The organism is Streptomyces sp. ATexAB-D23 (assembly GCF_000373645.1).
Lineage (GTDB): Bacteria > Actinomycetota > Actinomycetes > Streptomycetales > Streptomycetaceae > Streptomyces > Streptomyces castrisilvae.
The window spans coordinates 325,665-347,132 of the sequence record NZ_KB892035.1 but is presented as its reverse complement, the minus strand read 5'-3'; the positions used below and the strand labels follow the sequence as shown (position 1 = coordinate 347,132).

General features: G+C 69.3%; 14 protein-coding genes. 11 read left to right on the top strand and 3 right to left on the bottom strand.

The annotated features are described in order from the left end of the window. Nucleotides 1–21 precede the first annotated feature (21 nt). The gene (locus tag B082_RS0126655; RefSeq protein WP_078622659.1) at nt 22–3,867 is read right to left on the bottom strand and encodes a GH92 family glycosyl hydrolase; all 3,846 of its coding nucleotides are present in this window, start codon (nt 3,865–3,867) and stop codon (nt 22–24) included. A 498-nt stretch (nt 3,868–4,365) separates the two neighbouring features. Between B082_RS0126655 and ngcE the strand changes: the two genes are divergently transcribed. The 9 genes from ngcE to B082_RS0126610 all read left to right on the top strand — a co-directional run bounded on the left by ngcE (nt 4,366) and on the right by B082_RS0126610 (nt 16,570). Next, nucleotides 4,366–5,811 carry an N-acetylglucosamine/diacetylchitobiose ABC transporter substrate-binding protein gene (gene ngcE / locus B082_RS0126650; RefSeq protein WP_026250240.1) on the top strand — a complete coding sequence of 482 codons (1,446 nt, stop codon included), beginning with the start codon at nt 4,366–4,368 and terminating at the stop codon, nt 5,809–5,811. A gap of 50 nt (nt 5,812–5,861) precedes the next feature. Beyond that, a complete protein-coding gene (locus B082_RS0126645; RefSeq protein WP_018554852.1) occupies nt 5,862–6,785 on the top strand; it encodes a carbohydrate ABC transporter permease in 924 nt (307 codons plus the stop codon). Between the two features lie 94 nt (nt 6,786–6,879). After that, nucleotides 6,880–7,797: a carbohydrate ABC transporter permease gene (locus B082_RS0126640; RefSeq protein ID WP_026250239.1), complete on the top strand. Its 918-nt coding sequence runs from the start codon at nt 6,880–6,882 to the stop codon at nt 7,795–7,797. A gap of 246 nt (nt 7,798–8,043) precedes the next feature. Beyond that, a complete protein-coding gene (locus B082_RS0126635) occupies nt 8,044–9,243 on the top strand; it encodes an ROK family transcriptional regulator (protein WP_026250238.1) in 1,200 nt (399 codons plus the stop codon). A 123-nt stretch (nt 9,244–9,366) separates the two neighbouring features. Further along, complete coding sequence (locus tag B082_RS0126630; RefSeq protein WP_026250237.1) at nt 9,367–10,434, top strand: sugar ABC transporter substrate-binding protein; 1,068 nt, start codon at nt 9,367–9,369, stop codon at nt 10,432–10,434. A gap of 233 nt (nt 10,435–10,667) precedes the next feature. Then, nucleotides 10,668–11,456 (top strand): ATP-binding cassette domain-containing protein, encoded by a 789-nt coding sequence (locus tag B082_RS0126625; RefSeq protein ID WP_078622658.1) that lies wholly within the window; start codon nt 10,668–10,670, stop codon nt 11,454–11,456. After that, nucleotides 11,453–12,754, top strand: coding sequence for a sugar ABC transporter permease (locus B082_RS0126620; RefSeq protein WP_018554847.1), 1,302 nt, complete (start codon nt 11,453–11,455; stop codon nt 12,752–12,754). Before B082_RS0126625 ends, B082_RS0126620 begins: the two co-directional genes overlap by 4 nt. Before the next feature lie 207 nt (nt 12,755–12,961). Further along, complete coding sequence (gene dxs / locus B082_RS0126615) at nt 12,962–14,902, top strand: 1-deoxy-D-xylulose-5-phosphate synthase (RefSeq protein ID WP_026250236.1); 1,941 nt, start codon at nt 12,962–12,964, stop codon at nt 14,900–14,902. Between the two features lie 162 nt (nt 14,903–15,064). Beyond that, on the top strand, nt 15,065–16,570 hold the full coding sequence (locus B082_RS0126610; protein ID WP_018554845.1) for an amino acid permease: 1,506 nt from the start codon (nt 15,065–15,067) through the stop codon (nt 16,568–16,570). A gap of 10 nt (nt 16,571–16,580) precedes the next feature. Here the strand turns inward: B082_RS0126610 and B082_RS0126605 are convergent, their stop codons facing one another. Further along, nucleotides 16,581–16,976, bottom strand: coding sequence for a hypothetical protein (locus B082_RS0126605; RefSeq protein ID WP_018554844.1), 396 nt, complete (start codon nt 16,974–16,976; stop codon nt 16,581–16,583). 186 nt (nt 16,977–17,162) lie between these two features. Here B082_RS0126605 and B082_RS0126600 point away from each other — a divergent pair, with 186 nt between their 5' ends. Further along, on the top strand, nt 17,163–18,287 hold the full coding sequence (locus B082_RS0126600) for a hypothetical protein (RefSeq protein ID WP_026250235.1): 1,125 nt from the start codon (nt 17,163–17,165) through the stop codon (nt 18,285–18,287). 146 nt (nt 18,288–18,433) lie between these two features. Here the strand turns inward: B082_RS0126600 and B082_RS0126595 are convergent, their stop codons facing one another. Continuing rightward, on the bottom strand, nt 18,434–19,531 hold the full coding sequence (locus B082_RS0126595; RefSeq protein WP_018554842.1) for an LCP family protein: 1,098 nt from the start codon (nt 19,529–19,531) through the stop codon (nt 18,434–18,436). A 383-nt stretch (nt 19,532–19,914) separates the two neighbouring features. Between B082_RS0126595 and B082_RS0126590 the strand changes: the two genes are divergently transcribed. Continuing rightward, nucleotides 19,915–21,429, top strand: a complete 1,515-nt coding sequence (locus tag B082_RS0126590) for a hypothetical protein (RefSeq protein ID WP_018554841.1) — start codon at nt 19,915–19,917, stop codon at nt 21,427–21,429. The last annotated feature ends 39 nt before the right edge of the window (nt 21,430–21,468 follow it).

The following is a 21,468-nucleotide window of genomic DNA, read 5'->3' as shown; positions in this document are numbered from 1 at the left end:
CTCATGGGCGGAGCGGGTGGCTCAGGAGATCAGCTCCACCTCCGCGAGCGTCGCCTCCCCGTCGAGCACCAGCCGGTAGTGCGCGTACGAGCCGGGGGACTTCACCGAGAAGGCCCTCGTCTGCTTGTCCCAGGCGAAGGTCTCGCCGGACCGCTTGTCGAGGTCCTTCCAGCTCCTGCCGTCCGCCGAGCCCTGGAGGACCCAGCCGGCCGGGGCCTTCGCCGCCGTCGCCGAGGTCAGCGTGTACTGGGCGGCCTTCGTCGCCGACGGGACCGGGAGCTCGACGGTGGAGACCGTGGCGGTGGTCGCCGAGGTGTTGTCGAACAGCGCGCCCTCGCCCTTCAGCACGTCCTTCCTCGGGGACGGCACCTGGTCGTCCTGGGTGAGGGAGACCGGGGCGGCGTTCTTGCCGGTGCCCCACGCGGACGGCTTCGGGCCCATGTCGAAGGCCAGCGTCCCGCCCTTGGCCAGCAGGTCGTGCGGCAGCGAGGTGGAGGTCCACTTCTTGCCGTTGACCTTCAGGCCCTGGACGTAGATGTTCTTCGCGCTGTTCTTCGGCGCCTCGACGACCAGCTTGCGGCCGTTCTCCAGGTGCACGGTGGCCTTGGTGAACAGCGGCGAGCCGATCGCGTACTCGCCGCTGCCCATCACCAGCGGGTAGAAGCCGAGCGAGGAGAAGAGGAACCAGGCCGACTGCTCGCCGTTGTCCTCGTCGCCGTGGTAGCCCTGGCCGATGGCACTGCCCGTGTACAGCCGGCCGAGGACCTCGCGGACCTTCTCCTGCGTCTTGTAGGGCTGCGAGGCCGCGTCGTACATGTAGGTGACGTGGTGGGCGACCTGGTTGCTGTGCCCGTACTGGCCCATCCGCACGTCCCGGGCCTCCGTCATCTCGTGGATGACGCCGCCGTAGCTGCCGACGAACTCCGGGCCCGCCGTCTCCGGGGTGGCGAAGTACGTGTCCAGCTTCTTCGCGAGACCGTCCCGGCCGCCGTAGAGGTTGGCCAGGCCCCGGCTGTCCTGCGGGGCGGTGAAGGCGTAGCCCCAGCCGTTGGTCTCCGTGTAGTCGTACCCCCAGACGCGCGGGTCGTACTGGTCGGAGGGCAGACGCCAGTCGCCGGAGGCGTCCTTGCCCTGGAAGAAGCCGGCCTTGTCGTCGAACAGCTCCACGTAGTCGCGGGCCCGGTTCAGGAAGTACTCGGACTCGTCCTTGTAGCGCTGCTTGTGCGTCTTCTCGTAGAGCGCCCGGCCCATCTTCCCGATGCCGTAGTCGTTGAGGTAGCCCTCCAGCGACCAGGACAGGCCCTCATGGGTGGAGGTGTCGGCGTACCCGGCGAACGGGGACGTCTCCATGCCCTTGCGGCCGACGCCCGAGGAGGGCGGGACCACCGTGGCGTTCTTCAGGGCCGCGTCGTACGCCGCCTCGGCGTCGAACTCCACGCCCTTGACGTACGCGTCGGCGAACGCCACGTCCGAGGAGGTGCCGGTCATCAGGTCCGCGTACCCGGGGGAGGACCAGCGCGAGATCCAGCCGCCGTCCTTGTACTGCTGCACGAAGCCGTCGACCATCTCGCCGGCCTTCTTCGGGGTGAGCAGGGAGTAGGCGGGCCAGGTCGTCCGGTAGGTGTCCCAGAAGCCGTTGTTGACGTAGACCTTGCCGGGGACGATCTTCGCGCCGGTGTGCGTCGGGGTGTCCGAGCCGACCTGCGGGGAGAACGGGGAGGCGTAGGTGTCCTTGCCGTCGACCTGCTCGAAGCCCGAGTTCGGGTACAGGTAGAGCCGGTACAGGCTGGAGTACAGCGTGGTCAGCTGGTCGGGGGTCGCGCCCTCGACCTCCACCTTGCCCAGCAGACCGTCCCAGGCGTCCTGCGCCCGGTCCTCGACCCCGGCGAAGGAGCGCGAGGCGGGGATCTCGGCGGCCAGGTTCTGCTTCGCCTGGTCGACGCTGATCAGCGAGGTCGCCAGGCGCAGGCCGACCGTGCGGTCCTTGCCGGCGTCGAAGCGCAGATACCCGGTGACGTCGTCACCGCCGCCGCCGGAGAGCTTGCCGCTCGCGGTGACGGGCGCGTCGAAGACGCCGTACACGAACAGCCGGGTCGCCCCGGTCGAGAGGCCGCTCTTCACGTCGGAGAAGCCGGTGAACGAGCTGGTGGCCGGGTCCAGGGTCAGCCCGCCGTCGTTGGAGACGTTGTCGAAGACGATGCTCGCGTCCTTGCCCGGGTACGTGAACCGCATCCGCGCCGCGTGGTCGGTCGGCGTCATCTCGGCCTTGAGGCCGTTCTCGAACGTCACCCCGTAGTAGTGGGGCCTCGCCGTCTCGTTCTCGTGCCTGAACGGCAGCGCGCGTGCCTCACGGGAGGCGTCCGGGGTGCCGGAGGCCGCCGACGGCATCAGCTGGAACGTCTGCCGGTCACCCATCCAGGGGCTCGGCTCGTGGCTCGCGCTGAACGCCTGGAGCGTGGGCAGGTTGTCCTCGTTGTTGCCCCGCGCGTAGTCGTAGAGCCAGCTGGTCGAGCCGGCGTTGGTGACCGGTGTCCAGAAGTTGAAGCCGTTGGGGACGGCGGTCGCGGGGAAGTTGTTGCCGCGCGAGAAGGAGCCGCTGGAGTTGGTCCCGCGCACGGTCGAGGCGTAGTCCGAGAGATGCGCCTCGCGCTTCTCGGGCGCCCTGGGCGCGATCTTCAGGTCGTCGATCCAGCCCTGGAACTTCGCGGGGCCCTTCGGGGAGTCGTACGCGACCAGGATGCGGTCCACGGTCTTGCCCGCCGCGACGGTGCCGATCCCGGCCTCGACCTTGTTCCACTGGTTCACGTAGAGCCGCTTGGCGTCGGCCTGGCCCTGCGGGGTCAGCAGGCCGCCGTTGGAGTCGGTGGCGCGCAGATCACTCAGGTAGGTGCCGTCCGTGAACGCGAGGTCCACCGCGACGTGGGTGGCCGGGTAGGACAGGTCCGTCTCACCCATCTGGGGGTAGACCAGGTAGGAGAGCTCGGTGTCCCGGCTGACGCGCGTGTTGACGTCGAAGACCTTGTTGTACGAATATCCGCGGCCGTCCGCCTTGTGCGTGCCCGCGTACCTGAGCGCCTTCTTCCCGGTGAAGCCCGCGCCGGCCTTCGCGGTGGGGGAGCCGGACGGGCCCCGGTCGACCTGGCTGCGCATGTCGGCGGGGGCGGGGGCGGAGGTGTCGCCGTCGGAGAACTGGACGTCGGCGAGCTGGGTGGCGTCGGTGGCGCCGTTGTTCTTGGTGATGTCCAGCCGGAAGTGCTGGTAGGCCTGGTCCGCGGTGAAGTCGTACGACTTGGTCTGGAAGCGCTCGCTGAAGGTCTGGCCGGTCCGGGTGTCCAGGTCCGTCCAGCTCTCGCCGTCCTCGGAGCCCTGGAGGGTCCAGTCCCTGGGGTCGCGCTCGTCGTGGTCGTCGGCCGAGGTCAGCGCGTAGGTCACGACCTTCACCGGCTCCGTGAGGTCGAACTCGGCCCAGGCGGAGGGCTCGAAGGCCAGCCACTTCGTGCCGGACTCGCCGTCGACCAGGTTCTCCTTCACCTCGCCGCCGGCGGTGTTCTCGTCGCTGGCGCGGACATCGGTGACCTTGTCGGTCACATTGCCCGGTATTCCGGAGGAGAAGCCGCCATCGATACCCGATGCCCGCTTCTTTCCGTCAGGGCCCTGTTCAACGGTATTGCGCCAGTCCGGCTGCTTTTCGTCCTCCTCGAAGGACGTGCTGAATGTCCGGTCACCCGCGGGCCCATGACCTTTTCCGGTCGACCCGGCCGATTGAGCGGCGGCCGCCGTGGGGGCTGTCACGACCAGGACCAAAGAGGCCGCGATCAGCGCTGCCGTGCTGCTTTGTCTCGTGCGAGAACGGTTTCGGGGGTGCATGCCGAGCCATTCCTCCCGGGGAAGTGCGCTTGGACAACGTTGTCAGAAGATACGCAGGAACAAGTAGGGAGTGAAGTGGCGTGCGGTGTCAAGGGTGTTGGATCAGAGCCGGCTGTCGAATCGACCGGAATGCGGAAATCGTTACATCCGGCGGAGGGCGTACGGTGCCGAGGTATCCGCGAGGTCTCAACTCGGGAAAGACTCCCGTGCAAACTTGCTTTCGATCTTGCTCAGTTGGCGGCAAGTGGACTATACCTGTCGGCGTCTGCACAGCCGGGTCACTGGTTGCGCGGCTGGGGGACACGGGGGCAGGACGACACGACGCCGCAGGTTGCGTCGGCTGTCCGGTCCCCCGACGCCCCCCACGGCAATGGTTAGCCTGAAATCTGTACCACCCAAGCGCAACCGACCGCGGTGGCGGGGCCCTTCGCCTGAGGCGAATACGACGGGGCGACCGGTACACACCGCCTGAGTCCTGGAGAAGGCGAGGACTTGAGCATGGGATCCACCTCCGCCCACAAGAATGAGGGCCTTGGCCGTCGCGATGTGATCAAGCGTTCTGCCGCACTCGGTCTGATCACCGTCCCGACGATGAGCTTCCTGTCCGCCTGCGCGAGCGGCGACAGCGGCAGCGACGACACGGTCAAGAAGGGCAAGACCAGCGCGAAGAACCCGCTGGGCGTCAACGAGACGGCCGCCCTCGACGTGGTCATCTTCGACGGCGGCTTCGGTGAGCAGTACGCGATCGACGCCGAGAAGAAGTACACCGCGGCCTTCCCGAAGGCCAAGGTCAAGCACACCGCGACGCAGAAGATCCAGTCGCAGCTCCAGCCGCGCTTCAACGGCGGCACCCCGCCGGACCTGATCGACAACTCCGGTGCCGAGCAGATGGACATGGGTGTCCTCGTCGGCAAGAAGCAGCTGCTCGACCTCACCCCGCTGATGGACGCCCCGTCCATCGACGACCCGAGCAAGAAGGTCCGCGACACCCTGCGTCCGGGCGTCCTGGAGATGGGCCAGTTCGAGGGCGACCCGGTCTGGATCATGTACTACGCGTACACCGTGTACGGCGTGTGGTACTCGCAGACCGCGCTGGAGAAGCTCGACGCGCAGTACCCCGAGAACTGGGACGACATGCTCGCCCTCTGCGCCAAGGCGAAGAAGCAGGGCATCGCGGGCTGGACGTACGCCGGTAAGTACCCGTACTACCTGCCGTTCTCGCTCTACCCGTTCATCGCCAAGATCGGCGGCCGGGAGGTTCTCGACAAGATCGACAACCTGGAGCCGAACGCGTGGAAGGACCCCGCCGTCAAGGCGGCGTTCGAGGCGTACTACGAGCTGTACAAGAAGGGGTACATCCTCCAGGGCACCCCCGGTCTGACCCACATCCAGTCGCAGACCGAGTGGACGAAGGGCAAGGCGCTCTTCATCCCCAACGGTTCGTGGGTGGAGAACGAGGCGGCGCCGACCACGCCCAAGGACTTCAAGATGATGGTCGCGGCCCCCTCCGGCCTGGACTCGTCCGACAAGATGCCCTTCGGCACCATCTGGGCGTCCGGCGGCGAGCCCTTCGTCGTCCCGGCCAAGGCGAAGAACCCGCAGGGCGGCATGGAGCAGCTGCGCATCATGCTCTCCGAGGAGTCCTCGAAGAACTTCACCCAGCAGGTCAAGTCCCTGAGCGCCTTCAACGGCGGCACCGACGGGCTGACCCTCTCCACGGCCATGCAGGCCGGTGTCGACGCGCTGAAGAAGGCCGGCGACAACGTGGTGAACCCGCGCCTCCAGGACTGGTACGTCAAGCTCCAGAAGGAGCAGATCGGCACCGCCGGTCTCGGCGAGATGATGGCCGGGCGCCTGACGCCCACCGAGGCCATCAAGAAGATCCAGGGCTTCGCGGACGCGGCGGCCAAGGACCAGTCCATCAAGCACTACAAGCACCAGTGAGCAACCGTCACCAGCGGCGGCACCCGCGGAAAGATCGGGGTCGGTAAACGATGCAGCACGGCAGGTACCGGTTCATTGTGGGGTTCCTGGTAGCCCCCTTGGCCTTGTACGCGGTCTTCGTCATCTGGCCGTTCATCCAGGCCATCTACTATTCCTTCACGGACTGGACCGGTCTGAGCCCGGACTTCAAGATGGTCGGCTTCGGCAACTACACCAGGATGCTGAAGGACGACATTTTCTGGAAGTCCCTCCAGCACAGCGTGATCCTGGTGCTGGTGCTGCCGCTGGTGACGTTGGGCCTCGCGCTCTTCTTCGCCTTCATGCTGAACGTCGGGGGCCGTCGGCGCAAAAACGCCGCGGTCTCCGGCGTGCGGGGCTCGGGCTTCTACAAGATCGCCTATTTCTTCCCGCAGGTCCTCTCGATCGTCATCGTCGCCCTGCTGTTCCAGTTCGCTTACAACCCGCGTTCGGGAATGCTGAATTCGGCGCTCAAGGGCATCGGCCTCGGCTCCGTGCAGCCGGACTGGCTGGGCGACCCGAGCCTGGCCCTGATCTGCGTCATGGTGGTGCTGGTCTGGTCGACGGTCGGCTTCTTCGTCGTCCTCTTCTCGGCCGGAATGGCGTCCATTCCCAAGGACTTCTACGAGGCGGCGCTCCTGGACGGGGCCAGCCGGGTCACGACGTTCTTCAAGATCACCGTGCCGCTGCTCTGGGACACCATCCAGTCGGGCTGGGTCTACATGGGCATCCTGGCCCTCGGCGTCGAGGCGTTCACGGCCGTCCAGGTCATGACGGTCGGCCCCGGCGGCCCCGACTACGCGACCTCGATCCTGCCGTTGTACGTCTACCAGACCGCCTTCCGTGACGGTCAGGCCGGCTACGCGACGACCATCGGTGTCGGACTGCTCATCGTCACCATGGCGTTCGCCGCCGTCGTGATGCGGCTGGGCCGGCGCGAGCGGCTGGAGTTCTGATGCTGCGCTTCCCGGGCCACGCCGCCCGGACCCCCAGCAGGCAAGACAGCCCGGTCCCGGCGGCCGGCTCGACAGTAGTACGAGGTGAGCACACGTGAAGGCCACTGAAACCCCTCCCGTGGTCACGGTGAAGGAACCGGCCCCCGTGTCCAAGGCGCCTGCCCCGGGCGGCAAGGAGAAGGGCAGCGAGGGCAAGACCCTCAACGTCTTCTCCCACGGTGTGCTGATCATCTGGGCGATCCTGGTGGTCCTGCCGCTGCTCTGGGCGATCATGTCCTCGTTCAAGAGCGACGACTCGATCCTGTCGACCCCCTGGGCGCTGCCGGACAAGCTCCACTTCGACAACTGGTCGCGCGCCTGGAGCCAGGCGCACATGAGCGACTACTTCTTCAACACCATCGTCGTGGTGGGCGGTTCGCTCATCGGCACCCTGCTGCTCGGCTCGATGGCGGCCTACGTGCTGGCCCGGTTCGACTTCCCGGGCAACCGCTTCATCTACTACCTGTTCATCGGCGGGATGAGCTTCCCGATCATCCTGGCGCTGGTCCCGCTGTTCTTCGTGATGAACAACATGGGCCTGCTGAACACGCGCCACGGACTGATCATGGTCTACATCGCGTACTCACTGCCCTTCACCGTCTTCTTCCTCACCTCCTTCTTCCGGACGCTACCGGGATCGGTGGCGGAGGCGGCGATGATCGACGGGGCCTCGCACACCCGGACGTTCTTCCAGGTGATGCTGCCGATGGCCAAGCCCGGCCTGATCAGCGTCGGCATCTTCAACTTCCTCGGCCAGTGGAACCAGTACATGCTGCCGACGGTGCTGAACACCGACCCGAAGTACCGGGTGCTCTCGCAAGGTCTGGTCGAACTGGCCAACAGCCAGGGCTACAAGGGCGACTGGTCCGGACTCTTCGCCGGACTGGTGATGGCGATGCTGCCGGTCCTCGCGGCCTACATCATCTTCCAGCGCCAGGTCGTGGCCGGGCTGACCGCGGGCGCGGTGAAGTAGGCCCCGCGCCTCTTCCCGTACCGCCTGCCCGCACCTCCTGAACGCACTACCGAACGAACCGAACCGCCCGTCGGCGTCCTCGCCGGCGGGCGGTTCGTCTGTGTACGGGAGAGTTCGCCAGGTCGGAGGTACGGCGCAGCCGCGCTCATCCGTGGCTCGGACTGCTCAAGGTCTTGACGGGGAGGACCCCAAAACGGTCAGCTTAGAGTTCACATGTTGGAGAATATGGCAGGAGTGAGTGAGTCGATGGAGACTCCGGGGTCGCAGACGTCTCTGCATCGCGCCAACCTTGAGCGGGTCGTGCGCGCCGTACGTATGGCGGGTTCGCTCACCCAGGCGGAGATCGCCAGGAGTACGGGCCTGTCCGCGGCCACCGTCTCCAATATCGTTCGTGAACTGAAGGACGGCGGCACGGTCGAGGTGACCCCCACCTCGGCGGGCGGCCGCCGGGCCCGCAGCGTCTCGCTCAGCGGCGACGCCGGCATCGTGATCGGCGTCGACTTCGGCCACACCCACCTGCGCGTCGCCGTCGGCAACCTGGCCCACCAGGTGCTCGCCGAGGAGTCCGAGCCGCTGGACGTCGACGCCTCGTCGGCCGAGGGCTTCGGACGGGCGGAACAGCTGGTCAACCGCCTGATCGAGACCACCGGGATCAGTCCGGGCAAGGTCATCGGGGTGGGGCTCGGTGTTCCCGGCCCGATCGACGTCGAGTCCGGCACGCTGGGCTCCACGTCGATTCTGCCGGGCTGGACGGGCATCAACCCCAGCGACGAGCTCGCCGCCCGTCTCGGCGTGCCGGTCTACGTGGACAACGACGCCAACCTCGGGGCGCTCGGCGAGCTGGTGTGGGGGAGCGGCCGGGGGGTCAGGGACCTCGCGTACATCAAGGTCGCCAGCGGTGTCGGCGCCGGTCTGGTGATCGACTCGCACATCTACCGGGGCCCCGGAGGAACGGCCGGCGAGATCGGTCACATCACCCTCGACGAATCGGGCCCGGTCTGCCGCTGCGGCAACCGCGGCTGCCTGGAGACCTTCACGGCCGCGCGCTACGTGCTGCCCCTGCTCCGGCCCAGCCACGGCCCCGATCTCACCATGGAGCGGGTGGTCCAGCTGGCCCGTGAGGGCGATCCGGGCTGCCGGCGGGTGATCGGCGACGTCGGGCGGCACATCGGCAGCGGCGTCGCCAACCTGTGCAACCTGCTCAACCCGAGCCGCGTGGTGCTCGGCGGCTCGCTCGCGGAGGCCGGGGAGCTGGTCCTCGGGCCCATCCGCGACTCCGTGTCCCGCTACTCCATCCCCAGCGCCGCACGGCAGCTGTCGGTGCTCCCGGGGGCCCTGGGAGGCCGGGCGGAGGTGCTGGGGGCCCTGGCGCTCGTCCTGAGCGAGATGGGGGATTCAACACTTTTGGAGAGCACCCTGCCCGCGGCCACACCTGCCTTCACTTAGATAACGAATGGCACCGTTGTCATCTCGTTAAGGATTTACTCCTTGACGCCGCCCTCGCGGCCGAGTTGACTTCCAGCCACCTCGGCCGCGACGTTGCGGCCTCGTCAGGGAGGCAAACCCCCAATGAACGCAATGACGCGACGCATCGTCATCGGTACGGCCGCAGTTTCGATGGCCGTCTCCCTCGCCGCCTGCGGCAAGGCCGGCGACGACAAGAAGGACTCGGCGGACTCGGGCAGCAAGACCAAGATCGGTCTGCTCCTCCCGGAGAACAAGACCGCCCGCTACGAGACGCTGGACAAGCCGCTGTTCATCGAAGCGGTCGAGAAGAACTGCCCGGACTGCGAGGTCGTCTACAACAACGCGGCCAGCGACGTCGGCCAGCAGAAGCAGCAGTTCGAGCAGCAGATCGCCGACGGCATCAAGGTCATCGCGATCTCCTCGGTCGACGCCGAGAAGGCCGCCGCGTGGGTCGCCGACGCGCACAAGAAGGGTGTCAAGGTCGTCGCGTACGACCGCGCCATCGTCGGTGCCGACGCCTACGTCAGCCACGACAACGAGAAGATCGGCAAGCTCCAGGGCCAGGCCGTCATCGACGCCCTCGGCTCCAAGGCGTCCGGCGCCAACGTCGTCATGATCAACGGCGACGAGAAGGACCCGAACGCCGGCCTGTTCAAGAAGGGCGCCCACGCGTCCCTCGACGGCAAGGTCAAGATCGCCTACGAGGCGTCCGGCGAGTGGGACCCGAAGATCGCCGGCGAGAAGATGACCGCCGCCATCTCCTCGGTGGGCAAGGGCAAGATCGACGCGGTCTACTCCGCCAACGACGGCATGGCGGGCGGCATCATCACGTCCCTGGGCAACGCCGGCATCAAGGACATCCCGGTGGGTGGCCAGGACGCCGAGCTCCCCGGTATCCAGCGGATCATCGCCGGTACGCAGACCTTCACGATCTACAAGTCGCCGAAGCAGCTCGCCCCGGCGGCCGCCCAGTTCGCCGTCAACCTGCTCCAGGGCAAGGACATCGGCGCCGAGGGCGAGACGGACGGCGTCCCCTCCACGCTGCTTGAGCCGACCGTGGTGAACAAGGACAACATCGAGTCCACCGTGATCAAGGACGGCATCTACGAGGTCTCCAAGGTCTGCGTGAAGGACATCGCCGCCAAGTGCACCGCGCTGGGCATCAAGTAGTCCCTCCTCGCGCCGGGGCCGGCCGGCCCCGGCGCGTACGGGTGTGACCCGCACCGCACGGCGGAGTCCGCCCACCCCATGACTGTCCGGCCCCGGCCGGCCCACACCCCGCTGCCGGCCGGGTGCCGGACACTCTCCCCCCCCAGTACTTCCCGTACGTCGACGCGGCCCCTCGTGGCGCGGCGTCTCCGCCGGTCAGGCGGCACATCCCCGCCGGTCAGGCGGCGAAGGAGATGGTTCACGTGTCACAGACGCCCGTGCTGGCGTTGCGTGGGGTCTTCAAGCGATTCGGAGCGGTCCAGGTCCTCTCCGGTGTCGATCTCGAAGTCCACGCCGGAGAAGTGGTCGCCCTGGTCGGCGACAACGGTGCAGGAAAGTCCACGCTGGTCAAGACGATCGCCGGCGTGCACCCCATCGATGAGGGCGTCATCGAATGGGAGGGCGCGAAGGTGGACATCAGCCGTCCGCACGACGCCCAGAACCTCGGCGTCGCCACCGTCTACCAGGACCTCGCGCTCTGCGACAACCTGGACGTCGTCGCCAACCTCTTCCTCGGGCGCGAGATCAAGAAGGGCGGCGTACTCGACGAGGTCGCCATGGAGAAGCGGGCCCAGGACCTCCTGTCCACGCTCTCCATCCGCATCCCCAGCGTCCGCATCCCGGTCGCCGCGCTCTCCGGCGGCCAGCGCCAGGTCGTGGCCATCGCCCGCGCCCTGGTCGGCAACCCCAAGATCGTGATCCTGGACGAGCCCACCGCGGCCCTCGGCGTCGAGCAGACCGCACAGGTCCTCGACCTGGTGGAGCGGCTGCGCGAGCAGAACCTCGGCGTCATCCTCATCAGCCACAACATGGCCGATGTGAAGGCCGTCGCCGACAAGGTCGCCGTGCTGCGACTCGGCCACAACAACGGCATCTTCCCGGTGGCGACGACCAGCCACGAAGAAATCATCGCCGCGATCACGGGCGCCACCGACAACGCCGTGACCCGCCGCAAGTCCCGCAGCGCGGAGGCATCCAAGTGAGCAACGTCAACGAGACTCCGGCCAAGGTCCCGGCCCAGGCGGACGCCACCACCGAGGCTCCCGCGGCAGCGCCCGACGCGGTCAGGGTCGTCGACCCCCGCCTGCTTATCCGCGAGCAGGGCTTCAAGGGCTACTGGACCGAGTTCAAGCGCAAGGTGCGCTCGGGCGAGATCGGCTCGCTGCCCGTCGTGGTGGGCCTGATCATCATCGGGATCGTCTTCCAGCTGGAGACCGGCAACTTCCTCACCTCGTACAACCTCGACCAGATCACGCTGTACGCGGCGGGCCCCGGCATCATGGCCGTGGGCATCGTCTTCGTGCTGCTGCTCGGTGAGATCGACCTCGCGGTCGGTTCCGTCGCGGGTCTGGCGGGTGCGGTGTGGGCCGTGGTCGGCACGGACATACCCGACTCCCTCGCCATCGTGGTGGGCATCCTGTCCGGCACGGTCATCGGCGCCTTCCACGGCATCGTCTTCGCCAAGATCGGCGTGCCCGCGTTCGTCGTGACCCTGGCGGGCTTCCTGGGCTGGGCCGGCATGCAGACCTGGGTGATGGGCGACAAGTCCACCATCACCACCCCGCTCGGCAGCTTCGTCCGCGATCTGACCAGCTACTACTTCGAGGACATCGCCGCCGCCTACGGCCTCGCCGTGGTCGTCATCATCGCCTTCTACCTCGCACAGCTGCGCGACGCGAGGCGCCGCAAGACCGCGGAGCTGCCGCACCGCCCGCAGAGCGAGATCATCCTGCGCACCGCGCTGCTCGCCGTCATGTGCCTGCTCGCCGCGTACGCGTTCAACCAGGAGCAGGGCCTCCCGCTCTCCCTGGTGATCTTCCTCGGGATCCTGGTCGTCACCGACTTCATCCTGCGCCGCACCACCTACGGCCGTCAGGTCTTCGCGGTCGGCGGTGGCGTCGAGGCAGCGCGCCGCGCCGGCATCAACGTGTCCTGGATCCGCATCTCGGTGTTCATGATCTCCGGCACGCTCGGTGCGGTCGGCGGTCTCTTCCTGGCCTCCGCGACCGGCGGCGCCGACCGCTCGCTCGGTGGCGGCAACCAGCTCATGATGTGCATCGCCGCGGCCGTCATCGGCGGTACGTCCCTGTTCGGCGGACGCGGCAAGGTCTGGTCCGCGCTGCTGGGCATCCTGGTCATCCAGTCGATCGTCCAGGGCCTCAACCAGATGAACCTGTCGTCGAACGCGATCCAGTACATGATCACCGGCGGAGTGCTCCTCATCGCCGTGATCATCGACTCGGTCTCGCGCAAGACCCAGAAGACCGCGGGCCGCGCCTGACCGCGGACCCGCGCGCACCACTGCCGGAGCCCGGCGCCCCTTCGCGGGGGCGCCGGGCTCCGGCACGTACCGGCACGGGCAAGCAGCACTCCCCGCCCCCGGCCCGGGGGGAGGCCGTTAGACTCATCCGATCGGCATGCTCGACCAGCACAATCGCAAGGAGGCACGGTGACACAGCCGCGCGAAGCGCGTCACGCACGGGCGGTGGTGGGCGACGGATGGGATCTGCTGACCCGCATCGGCGGACCGCGTGACCTTGACCGGCTCACTTCCGAGCAGCTGGAGCAGCTCGCCGAAGAGATCCGGACCTTCCTCGTCGACGCCGTCTCCAAGACCGGCGGCCACCTCGGACCCAACCTCGGCGTGGTCGAGCTGACCATCGCCCTGCACCGGGTCTTCGACTCGCCGAAGGACAAGGTCCTCTTCGACACCGGCCACCAGAGCTATGTGCACAAGCTCCTCACCGGCCGCCAGGACTTCACCAGGCTCAAGAGCAAGGGCGGCCTCTCCGGCTACCCCTCGCGCGCCGAGTCCGAGCACGACGTCATCGAGAACTCGCACGCCTCCACCGTCCTCGGCTGGGCCGACGGCCTCGCCAAGGCCAACGAGGTACGCGGCAAGGACGACCACGTCGTCGCGGTCATCGGTGACGGAGCCCTCACCGGAGGCATGGCCTGGGAGGCGCTGAACAACATCGCCGCCGCCAAGGACCGCCCCCTCGTCATCGTCGTCAACGACAACGAACGCTCCTACGCGCCCACCATCGGCGGCCTCGCCAACCACCTGGCGACCCTGCGCACCACCGACGGCTACGAGCGCTTCCTCGCCCGCGGCAAGGACCTCCTGGAGCGCACCCCCGTCGTCGGCAAGCCGCTGTACGAGACGCTGCACGGAGCGAAGAAGGGCCTCAAGGACTTCATCGCCCCGCAGGGCATGTTCGAGGACCTCGGCCTGAAGTACGTCGGCCCGATCGACGGCCACGACATCGAGGCCCTGGAGTCCGCACTCCAGCGGGCCAAGCGCTTCGGCGGCCCCGTCATCGTGCACTGCCTCACCGAGAAGGGCCGCGGCTACACCCCCGCCCTGCTCGACGAGGCCGACCGCTTCCACGCTGTCGGCAAGATCCACCCCGACACCGGGCTGCCCGTCGCCACCTCCGGACTCGACTGGACCTCCGTGTTCGGCGAGGAGATGGTCAAGCTCGGCCACGAGCGCGAGGACATCGTCGCGATCACCGCGGCCATGCTCCAGCCGGTCGGCCTGACCAAGTTCGAGAAGGAGTTCCCGGACCGGATCTACGACGTCGGCATCGCCGAGCAGCACGGCGCGGTCTCCGCGGCGGGCCTGGCCACCGGCGGCCTGCACCCCGTCTTCGCGGTGTACGCCACCTTCCTCAACCGGGCCTTCGACCAGGTCCTGATGGACGTCGCCCTGCACAAGTGCGGGGTCACCTTCGTCCTGGACCGGGCCGGGATCACCGGCACCGACGGCGCCTCGCACAACGGCATGTGGGACATGTCGATCCTCCAGTGCGTGCCCTCGCTCCGGATCGCCGCCCCGCGCGACGCCGACCAGGTCCGCGCCCAGCTGCGCGAGGCCGTCGAGGTGGACGACGCCCCGACCGTCGTCCGCTTCTCCAAGGGCGCGGTCGGCCCCTCGGTCAAGGCCGTCGGCACGGCGGGCGGCATGGACGTGCTCCGCGAGTCCGGCGCGGCCCGCCCGGACGTCCTGCTCGTCTCCATCGGCGCGCTCGCCCCGATGTGCCTGGAGATCGCCGGCCTGCTCGACGCCCAGGGCATCTCCACGACCGTCGTGGACCCGCGCTGGGTCAAGCCGGTGGACGAGGCCATGGCCCCGCTCGCCGCGCAGCACCGCGTCGTCGTCACCGTCGAGGACAACAGCAGGGCCGGCGGCGTCGGCTCCGCCGTCGCCCAGGCGCTGCGCGACGCGGACGTCGACGTGCCGCTGCGCGACTTCGGCATCCCGCCGGTCTTCCTCGACCACGCCTCCCGCAAGGAGGTCATGGCCGAGATCGGGCTGACCGCACCGGACATCGCCCGCCAGGTCACCGGTCTGGTCGCCAAGCTCGACGGCCGCTACGAGACGGGCCCCGAGAGCCGCACGGTGGCGGAGCCCGTCCGGGACTGACCCGTACCCGAAGCTCGGCCGAATGGGCCGGTCGCACCGCCCCGCGAGGGTGGTCCGACCGGCCCGTTCGCATGAAATACCGCCGGAACAGGCGTGCCGGGGGCAGGTGGGCCCTCCGGGTCCGAATCATGGCGTGCACGACGAGTGCGTGGAGGTACGCCGGTGAGCACGCAGCAGGACCTGCCCCCCAGCGGAAACGGGCTGTTCCGGACCAAGACGGTCGAACAGTCCATCCGCGACACCGAGGAGCCGGAGCACGCCCTCAAGAAGTCGCTCTCCGCGCTCGACCTCACGGTCTTCGGGGTCGGCGTCATCATCGGCACCGGCATCTTCGTCCTCACCGGGAAGGTCGCCAAGGAGACGGCGGGCCCGGCCACCGCCATCGCCTTCGTCGTCGCCGGCGTCGTCTGCGCCCTGGCCGCCCTCTGCTACGCGGAGTTCGCCTCCACGGTGCCGGTGGCCGGTTCGGCGTACACCTTCTCCTACGCCTCGCTCGGCGAACTGGTCGCCTGGATCATCGGCTGGGACCTGGTGCTGGAATTCGCGCTGGGCACGGCGGTGGTCGCGGTCGGCTGGTCCGGGTACGTCCGCTCGCTGCTGGACAACGCCGGCTGGCACCTGCCCGACGCGCTGTCCGGACCGGACGTGGCGGAAGGATTCGGCTTCGACATCCTCGCGTTCGTCCTGATCCTGATCCTGACCGTCATCCTGGTGCTGGGCATGAAGCTGTCCGCCCGGGTCACCACGGTGGTGGTCGCCGTGAAGATCGCCGTGGTCCTGATCGTCATCATCGCGGGCCTGTTCTTCATCGACACCGCGAACTACTCGCCGTTCATCCCCGAGGCCCAGCCGCAGCCCTCCGGGTCGGGGTTCGACGCCCCGCTGGTCCAGCTGATCTTCGGCTACGCCCCGACGAACTTCGGCGTCATGGGCATCTTCACCGCCGCCTCCATCGTCTTCTTCGCCTTCATCGGCTTCGACGTCGTGGCCACGGCGGCGGAGGAGACGAAGCTCCCGCAGCGCGACATGCCGCGCGGCATCATGGCCTCGCTGTTCATCTGCACCGCGCTCTACGTCGCCGTGTCGATCGTCGTCACCGGCATGCAGCACTACACCGAGCTGTCCGTCAGCGCCCCGCTGGCCGACGCCTTCAAGGCCGTCGGGCACCCCTTCTACGCGGGCGTCATCAGCTTCGGCGCGGCGGTCGGCCTCACCACGGTCTGCATGATCCTGCTGCTCGGCCAGACCCGGGTGTTCTTCGCGATGAGCCGCGACGGTCTGCTCCCGAGGTTCTTCTCCAAGACGCACCCGCGCTTTCGCACCCCGTACCGCCCGACCATCCTGCTCGGCGTGCTCATCGCCGTCGTCGCCGGTCTGACCAGCATCAACGAGCTGGCGACGCTGGTGAACATCGGCACCCTCTTCGCCTTCGTGGTCGTCGCGCTCGGCGTGATCGTGCTGCGCCGCACCCGCCCGGACCTGCACCGGGCCTTCCGTACCCCGTGGGTGCCGCTGATTCCCATCCTGTCGGTGGCCGCCTCGGTCTGGCTGATGCTCAACCTGCCGGCCGAGACCTGGCTGCGGTTCGCGGTCTGGATGGTGATCGGCGTGATCATCTACTTCACGTACGGCCGCAAGCACAGCCGGGTGAGCCGCACCCGCGCGTGACCCTCCTCCGTCACCGCGCGGGCCGTACCGTGCGCGGGCCCGCGCACCGCGCCCCGTACGCCTCGACCCGGCGCCGCAGCTCGCGGTCGGCGGTGACGACGACGCAGGGCCGCGGCGGCGACTGTGCCGCGGCCTCGGCCGCCAGTTCCGTGATCCGGTCGTCACCGCTGCCCGGCGCCGCCTCCACCCGCACCTCCGGCACCGGAGCGACGTCCCGGGCACGCCCCTCGACCACCAGGACCAGGTCGACGGGGCCGGGCAGACCGGGCAGGCCGTCGGTGGCGTAGCGGACCAGCGCGTCGCGCAGCCGCTCGGCCGCGGCCCGCCGGTCCCGCCACCAGCCGTCCGGGACGGAGCCGACCACGTTGGCGGCGTCGATGATCACCAGGGCGTGTGGGGCGGACATGCCGCAAGGGTGTCATGGGAGGCCGCCCCGGCGTACGGTGCTGAGTCCCGTGACGCGGGCCGGTAGCGACGATTCCGCGGGTTCGAACGGTGATTCTATGATGGGTGCTCCCCGTCTTCCGGGTGCCGGTCGTGACACAAAGCCGCAGATCGGGAGCGGACCATCACGGAAGGATGACCTCACGACATGCGAGCCAGGTCGAGACGTTCCCAGGGGAGCACCTCGGGAAGGGGCGAGGGCGCCCTGCGCGACGTCGAAAGCGCCGAGGGGCCTGCCGGGACCCCGGTCGGCGGACGCTGGCTCGTGCGTGGCAAGGACGGCAGGCTCACCGCCTACGCCCGCAACGAGGACGGGGTCCTGCGCTGGACCGAGGAGCGCCCGGGAGGCCCCCGCTGGCAGGGCCCCGAGTTCTTCCCGGTCGCGGACCTGAACCATCTCTCCGTCGCCCAGGGCGCGGACGGCTACGTGCACTTCGTCGGGCGGCGTTCGGTGTCCGGCGAGGAGGGCCCGCAGGTCGACCTCGTGTACGCCGTCCAGTACCAGACGGGCCGCCCGGTCACGGCGTGGCGCTCGCTGGGCAACCCGTACAAGGACGCCGAGCGGGCCGCCCGCGTCGGCCCTCCGGCGGCCGGCGTCGCCTCCTCCGGCGCGGTCCACGTCTTCGTCCGCAACGCCAACGGCGGGATGATGCTGCGCCGCGAGGGCAAGAACGGCAAATGGGAGGGGTGGAAGGACCTGCGGGGCACCCTGGGCAAGGAGACGATGGCTGTCGCGGTCGCCGGGTCCGGACGCTTCGAGCTTCTCGTCCCCGGCGCCAACAAGGCCATGAGGTGGGCACAGAGCGAACCGGGCGGCGCCTTCGAGAAGCTTCCCAACCTGAACGTCAAGATCGCCGGCGGGGCGGTGAGCGTCCTGGAGACCGCTCCCGACCGCAACACCTACTACTGGACCGACGCCGCCACCGGCACTCTCACCGCCAACCGCCTGGACACCCCGGCCGTCGCGATCGGCGACACCCCGGCCGAGGGCCCGGTCGCCGCGCTCCGCGCCGAGCTGGACGGCTACGACTGCACGGTGCTCGCCCACCGCGACCGCGACGGCCGGGTGATGCTCGCGGCCTGCGGAACGGAGAACGAGAGCGGTGGGCTCTGGTGGGCGGCGACGGGCGAACGGACCGCCACGGACCCGGCGCTGGCGCTCGACGCGAACGGCCGTGTGGTGCTCGCGGTGATCGGGGTGCGCGGTGGTCTCTACGTGGCCCGGCAGAACGGCGAACCCGGCCTGGCGCTGGGGCCGGCCCAGCGGGTGTGAAGATCCCGGCGCGTCCCTGAGGGGCGCGGGTGGGACCGGAGGCGGCTGCGGGGCGGGAAGCGGCTGTGGAACGGGAAGCGGCAGGGGAACGGGAAGCGGCAGGGGAACCGGGAGGGTTCCACGGCCGCTTCCCGTGTGATGTCCGGTCAGCCACCCGTGGCGGGCGACTTCTTGGCCGACTCGGGGATGGCGGCGTCCTCGCGGATCGACTTCCACAGCGTCTTGGCCTGCGGCTCGGCGGCCACGACCCGGTTGGGGTCGACCTTGTCGTAGGCCACGGGGAGCATGATCGTCTCCATCGTGTCCGGGTCGACCCCGTTCATCGAACGGGCGAACTGCGTGAGGGACTTGAGGGAGGCCAGGCCCTCGTCGGTGGTCAGCGACTTGGTGGCCGAGTTGGCGACCTTGTACGCGCTCGTCGGACTGCCCAGCAGGTCCTGCTTCTTGACCTCGCTGAGGAGGGCCATGAGGAACTGCTGCTGGAGCCCGATGCGGCCGAGGTCGCTGCCGTCGCCGACGCTGTAACGGGTGCGGACGAAGGCCAGGGACTCGGTGCCGTTGAGCCGCTGCGGTCCGGCGGCCAGGTCGAGTCCGGACTTCTTGTCGTGGATGTCCTCCTTGACGTCGACGGTCACACCGCCGATGGCGTCCACGAGGTCCTTGAACCCGGCGAAGTTGATCTCCAGGTAGTGGTCGATGCGCACGCCGGACATCTTCTCGACCGTCTTGACCACGCAGGCCGGACCGACCTGTGAGTAGACGGAGTTGAACATCACACGGTCCTTGCCGTCGACCGTCGAGCCGTCGGCCTTGGTGCAGTCGGGCCGGGTCACCAGGGTGTCGCGCGGGATGGACACGGCGACGGCCTTGCTGCGGCCCTCCGGGATGTGCACGACCAGCGCGGTGTCCGAGCGGGCCCCGCTGACCCCGACGCCGCCGCCCAGCTCCTTGTTCTCCGCGCCGGCCCGCGAGTCCGAGCCGAGGACCAGGAGGTTCTGCCCGCTGGTGGGGAGCTTCTCGGGGCGGTCCTCGCCCAGGGCCTTGTCGATGTCGACGCCCTTGATGTTCCCGTCGAGGCTGCTGTAGAGCCAGTAGGCCGTTCCGCCGGCGGCGACGACGAGCACCAGGACCGACAGCAGGACGGCCCGGCGTATGCGCTGGCCTCGTGTCCGAACGCGCTTGCGCCCGCGGCGGGGTTTCTCCGGGGAGCTCCCCGGGCCGGGGGTGGTGGCGTCTTGGGTCATCCTGAGTGAGTCCTCACAACTTGTGGCCTGGTCAGGGCGCAGGTGATGGGGGTGGGACTCGGGTGGGGGGTGGAGCCGGTCCGCGTTTTCCCGGGATGAGCACTATAAGCAGTCGATCAGGTGTACGTACGAAGGCTGTGGCGCAACTGTGACAGAACGGAATTGATCATGTCTGTCCGGGTCCGGTAGATACCTGAGCGCAATGGGCTGATTTCCTGACCGGAAGCGACAGTGCATATCTTCTTGGAAGCCGGGACGTCCATCGCGCCCGGTTCCACACACGAGGGGGGTCGGGGCGCATGGCACGCAGAGGGGAGCGCCGGCCGGAGCGCGGCAGGCAGGTGCCGGGCCGGTCCGGTGCGTCGGCGCGTGGGGCTGGGGGTGTGGCGATCGTGGTCGCGACACCGGGGGACGCCCCGGCCCTGCTGGCACTTCAGGAGAGCGGCCCGCAGGTCGACATCGTCTGCGCCCAGCCGGGCACGCCCGACGAACGGGCGGCGTTCGACCGGGCCGTCGCCGACTGCGCGGCCCGCGGTGTCCGGGTGGCGGGGGAGCCCTGGGTCATCGACGCCGAGCCGGGGAAGATCACCGCGCTGGTGCTCGACGCCCTGCGTGAGCTGCGTCCGCTGCGGGTCGGCACCCTGGACCCGGACCCGGAGCACACCTCGATCGACCGGGAGGCCAAGCGGCCGGTCGTCACCGAGCCGCCGCTGCGCGGCAGCGTGGCGCGCGCCACGGTCGCCGCCGCCCGCACGTACCAGCGGGAGTGCGGCTCACCGGTGTTCGTGCGGTGCCACCGCGCGGGTGCCGACCCGCGGCTGGGCGCACGGGGCGCCGCGCGTCATCCGCTGCCGCTGCGCTGGCTCGTCAGGGGCGTGGACGGCCGGCTCTCCGCCTACCTCCCGTCGGCGGCCGGGGTGCTGCGCTGGACCGAGCGGCGGGCGGGCGGGGACGAGTGGAGCGGGCCCGAGCTGCTCGAAGGGCCCGACCTGCTGCCGGGTCTCGAAGTGGTCCAGGACGCCCAGGGCTATGTGCACCTCTTCGGCCTGCGCCGCAGGAAGCGCGCGGACGGCAAGGACTACGTCGACGTGGTCCACGCGACCCAGTACCAGAGCGGGCGCCCCATCGGGCCCTGGCACCCGGTGGGCAACCCGCACGGCAACGACCGGGCCAAGGGCCGTGAGGCCGGCTTCCCCGCCGCGGCCTTCGACGCCAAGGGGAACCTGCACGTCTTCGTACGGAACATCGGCCACAGCATCAGCACGCGGCGGCAGGCACCGGACGGCCGGTGGAGCGGCTGGCAGCATCTGCGCGGCGCCACCGTGGCCGACGAGCTGGTCGCGCTGACCGGCGCCTCGGGGACGCCCGAGGTGTGGGCCAGGACCAGGGACGCGGCGGCCGCGATCCGCTGGCACCGCGAGACGCCCTCCGGCGACTGGGCGCTGGACACCACGGCTGCCGTCAGCCCCGCCCCCGGCACCCTGTCGGCGGCCCCCGAGGCGGGGACGGTGCGCTACCGCTACGCCGGGAGCAACGAGGTCTGCGTGCGGGTCCCGGGCGCCGGTGCGGTGAGCCTGGGCGGTCCGGAGGGCACCGGGGCGGTGGCCGCGGCCGCCGGGGTCGGCATCCAGGGCTGGGGCTGCACGGTGCTGGTGCGTTCCGGGGAGTCGGGGGCGTGCTGTGTGGGGGCGCACGCGGACGGGCGGCCGGAGAGCGGTGTGTGGTGGTTCGACGCCGGGGAGACCTCGGTGGTGCCGCCGGCCGTGGCGGTGGACGGCCTGGGCCGGGCGGTCCTCGCGCTGCTGGGCGACGACGGTGTGCTGCGGCTCGCACGTCAGGAGCAGGGGGCGAGCGGTCTCGCCTTCACCCCCTGGGTCAGGGTGGGGTCCGAAACCTGACCTCTGCCCGGAAGGTGGCCGCGTGCACGTACGTGACCG